At 34.9% G+C, this 12,124-nt stretch carries 9 protein-coding genes; 2 read left to right on the forward strand and 7 right to left on the reverse strand.

Annotation, left to right across the window (positions count from 1 at the left end):
- Positions 1–74: 74 nt before the first annotated feature.
- The 6 genes from ACEPXG_RS11495 to zapA all read right to left on the reverse strand — a co-directional run bounded on the left by ACEPXG_RS11495 (position 75) and on the right by zapA (position 7,602).
- On the reverse strand, positions 75–1,769 hold the full coding sequence (locus ACEPXG_RS11495) for a long-chain-fatty-acid--CoA ligase (protein WP_391202358.1): 1,695 nt from the start codon (positions 1,767–1,769) through the stop codon (positions 75–77).
- A gap of 410 nt (positions 1,770–2,179) precedes the next feature.
- Positions 2,180–2,593 carry a DUF350 domain-containing protein gene (locus ACEPXG_RS11500; RefSeq protein ID WP_391202360.1) on the reverse strand — a complete coding sequence of 138 codons (414 nt, stop codon included), beginning with the start codon at positions 2,591–2,593 and terminating at the stop codon, positions 2,180–2,182.
- 69 nt (positions 2,594–2,662) lie between these two features.
- A complete protein-coding gene (locus ACEPXG_RS11505; protein WP_391202363.1) occupies positions 2,663–5,026 on the reverse strand; it encodes an endonuclease MutS2 in 2,364 nt (787 codons plus the stop codon).
- 15 nt (positions 5,027–5,041) lie between these two features.
- Positions 5,042–6,745, reverse strand: a complete 1,704-nt coding sequence (gene polX / locus ACEPXG_RS11510) for a DNA polymerase/3'-5' exonuclease PolX (RefSeq protein WP_391202366.1) — start codon at positions 6,743–6,745, stop codon at positions 5,042–5,044.
- 49 nt (positions 6,746–6,794) lie between these two features.
- Positions 6,795–7,337 carry a CvpA family protein gene (locus tag ACEPXG_RS11515; protein ID WP_391202369.1) on the reverse strand — a complete coding sequence of 181 codons (543 nt, stop codon included), beginning with the start codon at positions 7,335–7,337 and terminating at the stop codon, positions 6,795–6,797.
- A gap of 4 nt (positions 7,338–7,341) precedes the next feature.
- Complete coding sequence (zapA, locus tag ACEPXG_RS11520) at positions 7,342–7,602, reverse strand: cell division protein ZapA (RefSeq protein WP_391202372.1); 261 nt, start codon at positions 7,600–7,602, stop codon at positions 7,342–7,344.
- A 78-nt stretch (positions 7,603–7,680) separates the two neighbouring features.
- Between zapA and rnhC the strand changes: the two genes are divergently transcribed.
- Positions 7,681–8,622 carry a ribonuclease HIII gene (gene rnhC, locus ACEPXG_RS11525; protein WP_391202375.1) on the forward strand — a complete coding sequence of 314 codons (942 nt, stop codon included), beginning with the start codon at positions 7,681–7,683 and terminating at the stop codon, positions 8,620–8,622.
- A 655-nt stretch (positions 8,623–9,277) separates the two neighbouring features.
- The gene (gene rpoN / locus ACEPXG_RS11530) at positions 9,278–10,576 is read left to right on the forward strand and encodes an RNA polymerase factor sigma-54 (protein ID WP_391202378.1); all 1,299 of its coding nucleotides are present in this window, start codon (positions 9,278–9,280) and stop codon (positions 10,574–10,576) included.
- Positions 10,577–10,890: 314 nt separating this feature from the next.
- Here the strand turns inward: rpoN and ACEPXG_RS11535 are convergent, their stop codons facing one another.
- Positions 10,891–12,063: a hypothetical protein gene (locus tag ACEPXG_RS11535; RefSeq protein WP_391202381.1), complete on the reverse strand. Its 1,173-nt coding sequence runs from the start codon at positions 12,061–12,063 to the stop codon at positions 10,891–10,893.
- Between the last annotated feature and the right edge of the window lie 61 nt (positions 12,064–12,124).

Consider the following 12,124-nt stretch of genomic DNA (forward strand, 5'->3'; position numbering starts at 1 on the left):
AAAAATAAAAATATGAATGATTATTCATTCATATTTTTATATTATATTTAATTTTTTATCATGTCAATCATTAGTTAACTGTTGACTACCTGTTTTAACTTTTCTTTTTCTTCTTCTATTAAAGTTCTTCTTAAAATTTTTCCAACCGCAGTTTTTGGAAGCTCTGTTCTAAATTCATATATTCTTGGAACTTTAAAGGCAGCTAAATTTTCACGGCAAAATTTGTTTAATTCTTCTTCTGTAATATTTGCACCTTCTTTTAATACAACAAAGGCTTTCACCGTTTCGCCGCGATATGAATCTGGTACACCGGCTACTACACATTCTTGAACTGCTGGATGCTCGTATAGAACTTCTTCTACATCTCTCGGATAAATGTTATATCCTCCAGCAATAATCATATCTTTTTTTCGGTCGACTACAAAGAAGAAACCGTTTTTATCCATATACCCAAGATCTCCTGTTAACAGCCACCCGTCACGCATCGTCATTTCAGTCTCTTCCGGTCTATTCCAGTAACCTTTCATTACTTGGGGTCCTTTTACCACAATTTCTCCTATCTCTCCATGTGGTAACGGCTCGGAAGAATCAATTCCAAAAATCGCTGAGTCTGTATCGGGCCATGGTATTCCTACTGAACCTTTTACTCTAACGTTACTATAAATTAAATTCGAATGTGTAACTGGAGAAGTTTCCGTTAACCCATAACCTTCGACTAACTTACCACCAGTAACTTTTTCAAATTTTTCTTGTACTTCTAATGGTAATGCAGCTGAACCACTTAGACAAGCCACAATCGAAGATAAATCATATTTTTGAACATCCGGATGATTCAAGATAGCGATATAAATAGTTGGAGCTCCGGGGAACAAAGTTGGTTTTTGCTTATCAATTGTTTTAAGTGCAGTTTCCACATCAAACTTAGGCAATAAGATCATTCTATTCCCGAGCATTACAGACAAGATTAATACAGTAGTCATACCATATACATGGAAGAATGGTAGAATTCCTAATATACTTTCTTCCCCTTCTTTACACTTATAAAGCCACGCATTACACATAGATGCATTAGAGATTAGATTTTTATGTGTTAACATGACACCTTTTGGAAATCCCGTCGTACCACCCGTGTATTGAAGAAGTGCAATATCCTCTTCAAAATCAAATGGTAGATTAATAGAATCCGCTTTCGCAACCTTCATAATTTCTGGGAATAAATGATTCATTCCCCGGTGCTCGACTTTCACACTAAATCCGTATTGCTTCTTTTGTATAAATGGATAAATCATATTTTTTGGAAAAGGTAAGTAATCTTTTATCCCAGTGATAATAACATTTTCTAACTCTGTCTCTTTAATTACTTTAGAGATTTTAGGGAAAAGGATATCTAATGCTAAAATTACTTTGGCACCTGAATCTTTCATTTGATATGAAATTTCTCTTTCCGTATACAATGGATTTGTTTGTACAACAATTGCACCTGCATATAATGCACCGTAGTAACCAATCACTCCCTGTGGACAATTTGGCAACATAATTGCTACCCGGTCACCTTTTTGTATGCCCAGAGACTGTAAATAATTTGCAAATTTCAACGATGATTCATACAATTCTTCATAAGTTACATCTTTACCCATAAAATGTATTGAAACTTTCGTTGGAAACTTTTTATACGCTCTCGTTAAATATTCCTGAACTGGTATAGCTTCATAATGAAGTTCATGTGGTATTTCGGGCGGATAATTGGCAAGCCATTGTTTTTCTGTCATTGTAAAACCTCCTCTATATTATAATAGTATGAATATTCCTATTATTTATTATAAAGAAAAATGAATGACAATTCAATTCATTTAAAAACCTGCTCATTCTTTAGAAGTTTTGATAAAATCGCAGTACACTTCTTGATTAATAGGTAGAGGAAAAAGATGCGAGACTCCTGCGGAGGAACGGACAAGCGAGTATGTTTTTCCGCACTCCATTTTCTTACCTTGCAATTTGAAAGAAAAAGACTGTAGGCAACTTCGATTTTTGTCGAGTATGTCTACAGTCTGAGAACGTTATTTAACTAATTTCTTCAATTACTTTTATTTATTCATTACTAAATATACTATTCCAACTAATACAAAACATATGCCTACAGCAATTAAAACTTTCGATAATTTTTCCATTCTTATCTCTCCTAAGAAATACTAGCACCAATGACAAATGACAACCCTACTGAAATGATGAGAGAAATAAACCCAACTGAACGATTATCTTCTTCAATTTCTTTGTCCACATGAAAACTCGGGGTTAAAAATTCAAATAACCAATACGCAAGAATGAGTAATATGAATCCAAAAAGGCCCCATCCAATCATTTCAAATAATGAATTATGTTGTTCAATAGAGTAACGGAAAATATTACAGACACCAAATATTTTTCCTCCAGTAGCCATTGCAACTGCTACGTTACCTTTTTTGATTTCTTCCCAATTTTTATATTTCGTCACAATTTCAAATAACACCATAGAAACAATTAAACATAAAACAACAACGCTAAAATAACCCGCAGAATCCACCAATGGGTTCGACCAAAAACTAGATAGTAGCATGCTAAAAACCCCTTTTAAACTTTCCCTTACTTTACGTTCTACTCTATAAAAGGTTTCAAAATTCCGTCGCTATTTTAATTCAACAACAGTTACCCCATGTCCACCTTCTCCTGCTTCTCCAAATCTGTAATTCTTCACACGAGAATGATTTTTCAAGAATTGTTGAATGGCTTGTCTTAATACACCGGTTCCTTTACCATGAATGATGGATACGCGCGGATAGTTTGAAAGAATTGCATCATCTAAATACTTTTCTGTTCGAATAATCGCATCTTCATACCGTTCCCCTCGAAGATCAAGCTCTAGCTTCACATGGGAATCTCTCCCCCGAACTGAATTAACTGAGACCGTTTGTTTTTGTTTTTCCGGTTTTATATATTCTAAATCTGCTTCATCTAATTTCATTTTCAGCATACCAATTTGAACAGACCACTCGGATTTCGAGAGTTTTTGAAGTAAAGTTCCTTTTTGGCCAAAGCTTATCACTTTTACTTCATCTCCAGCTTTTAACTCTTTGGCAAGTTCGTTCAGTTTCTTTTGCTTTTTCAAAACTGGATTATTTGGCAAAGCTCCGTCCAAACGTTTTTTAGCGTCAATTAATTCATGCTCTTTTACCAACAGGTGAGTATTCGCTTGCATTTTACGTAACTCGCTAATAATTCCATCTGCTTCGCGTCTAGCATCGTCTACTATTTTCTTTGCTTTCTCTTTTGCTTTTTGCTCAAACTGGTCTTTTTTCTGGTCTAATTGCGCAAGTTTTTGTTCAAGTTCTTCTTTTACTAGACGTGCTCCTTCTAACTGGTATTCCGTTTCTTCTGCATCTTTTTCAGCTTGTCTTCTACTTTCTTCTAACGAGGCAATCATCGAATTGACTTCTCCTCGGTCGGTCCCAGTAAATGATTGGGCTTGTGCAATGATAGATGATGGAAGTCCAAGTCGTTCGGAGATTTCAAATGCATTACTGCGTCCGGGTACTCCAATTAACAACTTATATGTTGGACTCAATGTTTCAATATCAAATTCCACACTTGCATTTGCAACACCTGGACGATTATACCCATATGCTTTTAGTTCTGGGTAATGGGTAGTTGCCATCACCCGTGCACCTTTGCCATGAACTGCATCCAAGATAGAGATAGCAAGAGCTGCTCCTTCTTGAGGATCTGTACCTGCACCAAGCTCATCGAATAAAATTAATGATTGATCGTCATATTTTTTAAGTATATCTACAATATTAACCATATGTGAAGAGAATGTACTTAAGCTTTGCTCGATAGATTGTTCGTCTCCAATGTCTGCAAATACGGATTCAAATAAAGACAATTCAGAACCGTCTAAAGCAGGGATTGGAATTCCACTTTGCGCCATTAATGTACAGAGTCCAACCGTTTTAAGCGTAACGGTTTTACCACCTGTATTCGGACCTGTAATGACGATAGCCGTAATATCTTTTCCAAATTCAATGGTATTTGCCACAGCAGTGTCTATTGAAATAAGTGGATGTCTTGCTTTGACTAAACGAATATACCCTTCATTATTCATATGAGGCATCGTGCATTTCTCTACTTGTCCATATTTTGCCTTTGCTAAAATAACATCTATTTCGCCTAAAATATCTACTAACAAGAAAATTTCATGTCCAACTATTTCAACTTCAGCAGTTAGTTTAATTAGAATACGTTCAATTTCTTCTTGTTCTTTTACTTTTAACCCACGAATATCATTATTTAGCTGAACAACTGCTGATGGTTCGATAAATAAGGTTTGTCCAGAAGACGACTGATCATGAATAATCCCACCATAGTGACTTCGATATTCTGACTTCACCGGAATTACATATCGATCATTACGAATCGTAACAATCGAATCAGATAGCATTTTAGATGCATTGGCACCCCTTGTATAACTTTCTAATTTTTCCCGTACTCGACTAACTTGAATACGCAATTGTTGCCGAATCGAACGAAGCGTACTACTAGCACTATCTAAAACAGTACCATTTTCATCTATACAATTATTTATTTCATGTTCAAGTGCTGTGAGGATCGGCATTGCTTCTTTTTTCTTCAGAAAATGAGGAATTCCCACATCTTCTGCCTCAGCAACGTTCTCAAAAAACTGACGTAAGATTTTACTCGCCCGAATGGTACTAGCTGTTTCCATTAACTCAACTGGACTTAACATTCCGCCAATCTGTGCTCGTTTTGCATGCGGACGTATATCCGTAATGCCACCCATTGGAACATTTCCTCTAAGTCGAAGAATGGTTAATCCTTCATCCATCTCTTCTAAAAGCTTTGTCACTTCTGCGTAATCCACAGAAGGTACAAGTTTATCTATATGACTTTTTCCAACAGAAGAAGTACAGTACTTGGCAACTTCTTCTCGAATTTTATAATATTCTAACGTTTTCAGTGCTCTTTCAGCTATCACGGAGACACCCCCTAATTATTTCTTAATAAATTGCTTAAACTTCTCTAATGTCCACGTATTTACAATACTATCTTTGTGAAGCCAAGCTTTTTGTGCATAACGTACGCCTATATCCATGTATTTTAGTTGGTCGATATGGTGGGCATCTGTATTTATGGCAATCGGAACAGAAGCTTCTTTTGCTAACTTTAAGTAATCCGTTTTTAGATCTAGACGATATGGATTAGCATTTAATTCTAAAATTTTCCCATGTTCTTTTGCCCATTCAATCAAAGTTGGTACATCAGGATTGTATCCATCACGCTGTTCAATAATTCTTCCTGTTGGATGAGCAATCATATGTACATGTGGATTTTTTATCGCATTATATAAACGCTCCATAATTTTTTCCTGAGGCTGACTAAAACTTGAATGGATGGAAGCAATTACGAAATCGAGTTGCTGTAATACTTCATCCTCAAAATCCAACGAACCATCTGGTAAAATATCCATTTCCGTACCTGCAAATAGTTCGATATCTGCATATTTTGCTTGTAATTCGTAAATTGTTTCAATTTGACGTAATAAGCGATCTTTGGAGAGACCATTGGCTACTTTTAAATAATCGGAATGATCAGTTATGACCATATGGGAATAACCTTTCGCTCTACATGCTTCTACCATTTCTTCGATGGAATGGGCTCCGTCAGACCAGGTTGTATGCATATGAAAATCGCCTTTTATATCGTCCAATGTTATAAGTGAAGGCAATTGATCTAGTTTTGAAAACTCGGAGCCATCCTCTCGAACAGTTGGAGGAATATAGGGTAAATCGAAGTACGCATAGAACGCTTTCTCCGTTTCAAAATGCTGTACGGTACCATCTTCTAACTCTACACCATACTCACTAATTTTCTTGCCTTGATCTTTTGCAATTTGTCTCATTTTAATATTATGATCTTTAGACCCTGTAAAATGGTTTAAAGCAGAAGCATATTGATGCAATTCTACTATTCGGAAATCCACATCTATTTCATTTTCAACTGCTAGTGTTACAGAAACTTTTGTATCTCCAGCTGCAATGATTTTCATTATTGGAAGTACGTTTAACAGTTCTTCTCGTACTTCTTGAGGTGAATTTGTCCCAATAATGAAATCGATGTCTTTACTTGCTTCTTTTACTCTTCTATAAGAACCTGCTACAGAAAACTTTTCAATCGTCGGAATATTTAAAAGCTTTCTTTCAATCATTTCTACGATTGGTTCTAACTGCCAAACCGCCGTTCTTTCCGGCTTCGATTGAAGGTTTGCAATTTCTGCTAATATTTTCTCTTCTGTTTTCGCAGCAAATCCCGCTAATGACTGAACTTTCTTTGCTTCACAAGCTTCTTTCAATGCGTCAATTGAGTCTATTTGTAATTCTTTATAAAGCTTGGCAATTTTCTTTCCGCCAAGTCCTGGTATTTTTAACATAGGAAGCAATCCACTAGGTACCGTGTTTTGTAGTTCTAGAAGCAAGTTAGATTGTTCTTTATTCATTAAATCTTCAATGACAGCTCCTGTAGCAGCACCAATTCCTTTTAAAGATAGTATATTATCCATTTCAGCAAGACTACGTGCATCAAGTTCTAAAACCTGTGCAGCCTTTCGAAAGGCCGAAATTTTAAAAGGATTCTCTCCTTGCAATTCCATATATAAAGCAATTTTTTCTAATGTACGAATAATGGTCTTTTTATCCATCGATAGAACCCCTTTCATTCGAAAAAAAACTTCCCTCTACTGAGAGAAGTTATTTTTCCATATAGATATACCACCAACTTTTTACTGCTTCTGATAGTATTGGTGTGTGATTAAGTATCCATGACGTCAAACTAGATTTTGATATTAAATTTTGAATAAGATCGATAGGTAGTAAGGCAAAAACGTATAATAACACAAATAAAATGAAATAAAACTCAATAAATCCTAAAACTGCTCCAATCATATTGCTTATAAAACCAAGTATAGGCAAATACTTTAAAAAATCAAACATCGACGCTAATAAATGAAGTGCAAATTTAACGACCATAAAAATGAGCGCAAATGCAATAATACGATAAAATGTTTGGTCTAAATCTAAACTCTCCACTGCAATAGTAAGTTTAGATCCAGCAGTTACAGCAGGAAATGGAATCCATAAAACAAATTTCTCTGCAAGTGGTTTATAATAAGTATAGGAAACGATGAGTGCGATGATAAAACCAGTCATGTGGATGAGTTGTAAAACTAATCCTCGTTTTGCACCAGTGAAAAAACCGGCGATAAGTAATATTAAAATCAGAATATCTAACATTTTTTCAGTCCTTTAACTTTTTCAATTCTTCTTCTAGAAGCTCTAATTGTTCTTTTACCTTTATGTAATCGTTTACTGCATTGACTGCAGTCAGTACTGCTAGTTTAGCAACATCTAAATTTCCGTTATGAGAATGTATTTCTCTCATTTTATCATCTACCATGGAGGCAACAAGACACATATGTCCAGAAGTTTCGGAACCTACCATTTTATAATTCTGTCCATATATATCAACAGAAATTCTCGTTTTTTGTTGTTCTGACAAAGACGTTCCCTCCCCTAGAAAATCCTATTAATAATAATAACACGAAATAGATTGTGATGTGAAGAAAGGAACAAACGAATGTCTAACGAAGTTTTAGTAATGCAACCAAAAGAAATAGAAAAAGTGAAAGCTCATTACGCACAATATAAAGTAGAAAGATCTGCGCCAGGGGTCATTTTTGCTGCAAAACTATCAGATACAGCCATTACTATTTATAAGTCTGGTAAGGTAATGTTTCAAGGTAATGGTGCTTCTCGTGAAGCTTCCCTATGGGGTGGAGTCTCCAATAACTCCATGCAAAAGGTTGTTAGTGGCACGACAAAAGGTGACACTTTACCGCCCAACTTCTCCTCTTTTTCTGTCGTCGGGTCTGATGAAACTGGGACCGGAGATTATTTTGGCCCAATAACAGTAGCAGCATGTTTTGTTCGAGCAGATCAAATTGAATTGATACAAGAACTTGGAGTAAAAGATTCAAAAATGCTAACGGATGACGTTATGCGGAAAATGGCCCCCGATTTAATGGCTACATTAACGCATAGTGTGCTCGTTTTAAAAAATGAAAAGTATAATGACATCCAAGGACGAGGTTGGTCCCAAGGGAAGATAAAAGCCCTTATGCACAACCGAGCACTCAAACATGTGCTAAATAAATTAGAGCCCGAAAAACCAGCATATATTTTAATAGACCAGTTTGCTGAACGAGGCATTTACTATAATCATATTAAAGCGGAAAAAGAAATCATTCGTGAAAATGTTCTGTTTTCTACAAAAGCTGAACAGCTGCATGTTTCTGTTGCGGCAGCTTCTATTATTGCAAGATATGCATTCTTAAAAGAAATGGACCGTCTAAGTGAAATAGCAAATACAACCATTCCAAAGGGTGCAAGTTCAAAAGTCGATGAAATCGCGGCAAACCTTTACCTAAAACATGGAGAAATATTTTTAAAATCCATTACGAAATGGCATTTTGCCAATACGCAAAAAGCGATTAGAATTGCGAATAAGAAAAGATTTTAAGCAAGAACACGTTATAAATTATTTTCTATAGAACTTATCCGAAGTTTATTAAGAAAATCGTAATCGTCCTTTAGGTGCATCTTGTCTTTTCCAATTTTAGAGTGCTTTGGACTAAACATTAGCTACACTATTAACGAAGACTTTTATGGAGGATCTGGAAGTGACTGCGTCACTTCCAGATCCTCTCCTTTCGGTAATCTTGTGGCGGATGTTTGTCCCTCGCCCTCTTGAAATATTTAGCGACATGGTGCATTAGGTTTGGTTAATGAGAGATAAGATGCTTTCCTATTCCTTTAAAAGCGGACGAAGATACAATTTCGTCCGCTTAGCGCTTTTTCATCAATAGATGCTATCTATTTTTTTAGGTTCCGCCAACTCTAATCCTACTCATACTGAATCATATAAACTTTGCCCGGTATAAGGAAAGAAAAAAAACAAGAAAGATTACGTCCAAGAAAGATGAATACCTCTATTAAAACCATCATCTTAAAATCATTTTTACTTTACATTCGAATAATAAGGTATTAATTTACATTAAAATAATTCTCAATATTCATATTTTTCTATTAAAAAAACGCGAAATTTATAGTATAATTAAGTGCATCCTAATGTAAACGCTCTCAAACAAGCGTAAGAATAAATGAGGAGGATAACTATGGAACTCATTCTTACACCAAGACAAGAACAAAGTTTAGTCATGACTTTTCAATTAAAACAAGCCATTGAATTATTGCAATACTCCACTTACGATCTTTATCAATACATAAAAGAACAAGAGTTAGAAAATCCATTAATCGAATTGGAGGAGCAACCTCCAGATTTTTTGTATACCGAAAGATCAAACGGAAAAACTATTTTAACTGGCTCCTCTCAACAACTTTTAGACTACGCACAAAGTAATGACATTGGAATGAGACATAACTTAGTTGAACAAGCAAAGTTGCTATTCAGAGATAAAGATGATCAGCAACTTTTAAAATATCTTATACACAATCTTGATGATAGTGGTTTTTTACATTTAACTAGTGATGAACTCTTTGATAAAGCAACAATAGAGAGAGGAATTCATCTTCTTCAACAGTTGGGCCCTATTGGTTTAGGTGCACGATGTATGAAGGAATGTTTGCTTTTGCAAATAACATACAACTACCCAGAAGAAAAATTAGCAAAAAGACTGATTGAAAACCACTTAGACTTATTAGCAAATAGAAAGTGGAATGAATTATCTCGTACTATGAAAATCCCGTTAACAAATGTAAAAGAAACGTATGATTTCATTCAAACACTAAATCCCACTCCTTGCTTTGGTATTTCAGATTTTTCAGTAGAATATTTAGTTCCCGATATTGTAGTAGAATATAAGGATGGAAATCTGATTTACTACTTAAATGAAAGTTATTTACCGGAAATCCATTTTAACAATCAGTACTCTAACTTAATGAATGTTAAGGATGAAACATCCAAATATATTAATAATCAATTCGCAAGTTATAAATGGTTGCTTAGTAGTATCGAACAGCGCCGTTTAACCATCTTAAAAATAGTCGAGTTTTTAATAAAAAGACAAGAAAGCTTTTTTAGAGAAGGATTTAGCTCACTGAAGCCTTTAACTTTAAAAGAAGTTGCTAGTGAGATAGATATGCATGAGTCAACAGTAAGCAGAGCAACTATGAATAAAGTCATTCAAACACCTAAAGGTTCTTTTGATCTTCGTAAGTTATTTACCTCTAAGCTAGAAAGAAACGATGGAAATTTAATATCCCAAACGGAGGTTAAATTACTCTTAGAGAATATCATAAAGAAAGAAAATAAATGCAAGCCTTTTTCAGATCAACAAATTGCAAATCACTTTAATGATGAAAAAGGGATTACAATCGCAAGGCGTACTATTAGTAAATATCGTGAAGAATTAAATATCCCTCCTGCAAGCAGACGTAAAGAGATAAGTGTGTAGAAAGAGTCATTTGTTCACCATTGTAGAGATTTTTGGATGCTACTGTGGCTGCTCAGCCCTTCTCCAAAGTGGTTTTATGTAAAAAAGGAGTTAATCAACAAACGTGATAAAAGGAGTAAAAATAGAACAGTGAGCGTTTTTGAAAAAAAATTCAACACTTTTTCGCTGACTAGTATATGCAATAACAACTCAGAATATAGACGGAAAAGACTAGTTTAAAAGGGTTACGGATTTCACCCGTAACCCTTTTTCGTTGGCACTAGCTAATTTAATTTCAATTTATTTTTAATATTCAGAAATTTGTATGTGCTAAATTATAAAGTCCTTATTAATATACTTGCAATAATAACTGAGCCTATCGTTACAGTTGTAAACCCACCAACGAGCATTGGAGTTAAAATTTCATTGAATATTTTTTCTTCCTCCTCTTTATCTCTCCCTACACTGCGGCTGACTTCTTCACAGACAATGTAATCACCAGGGAAACCAAACGTAGCAGTAAGTGCAACTGGAATACCTTTAAGTGGATCCCACTTAAATATCTTCGATCCAAAATAACCACCACCAATAATACCAATAATACCTACTAAAATAATTGTGAAAACTTCAGGCAAGTATCCAAGAAATTGACCAAATGTAATGTCATTCATCATAATAATTATTAGGAATATTATTCCTGCCATACCTATTGTAAATGCATTCGCACGTTCCATTACCCGCTCCGGATAAAATCCAACTACTCTTCCCAACACACCGATAATTAGAGACCATAAGCTATATGGAATAACAGTATATTTCCCGAGAACAATTGCAATTGCTCCCCCGACAAATAATAAGAATAAAAGAATTAAATTACTACGATATTTTTCTGGAAGAAAAAACTTATCTTTCACAGGTTCACCTTTTTTTGTTTCTTTTATTTCCGAAATATATGTTCCGTTATCCATTTCCGAACGGATTTTAAGTGCATAACGTCGAAGAATATTAGTTGCTATTGGTATACCAAATAGTGATTGTACCGCCATAATTAATACCGGAACTGTTACTAAAGAAACTAGACCTAGCTCCTTTAGTCCCTCTGACGTAACAAGAAGAGCTATTATACCTCCTGTAAGAGGACCTACTCCAGCAACCGCAACAGGATAATCAAATATTAATGTGACAAGTGTTAATATTAGCACTGAAGCAAAAATAATACCTAATACAGCTATAGCTACAGCTTTCCACTGAAGTTTTATACTTTTCAAAGGAATTAACGTTCCCATATGAACAATAACAGGAGCGGTACCCAACACAGTTCCAACAGTAACAAAGCCAGAATTCATGATCATACTCTTTGGCAATACCCCAATCCAAATTAACACGAGATATCCCATTAATGCTATAAATAGCATAGGTATTCTTGCTTTAGTTATTATCGATATTACTTCTCCAAGTGCAATCAGCCCTAATATTACCATTGCTGCAACTACAGGTTCTTGAAACATTGCATCTCTTCCTTTTCTAATAGTTTTATAGTACATTTATTTCCATTTAGAGTATTGATTG

It is taken from the genome of Psychrobacillus sp. L4 (assembly GCF_042944905.1).
Lineage (GTDB): Bacteria > Bacillota > Bacilli > Bacillales_A > Planococcaceae > Psychrobacillus.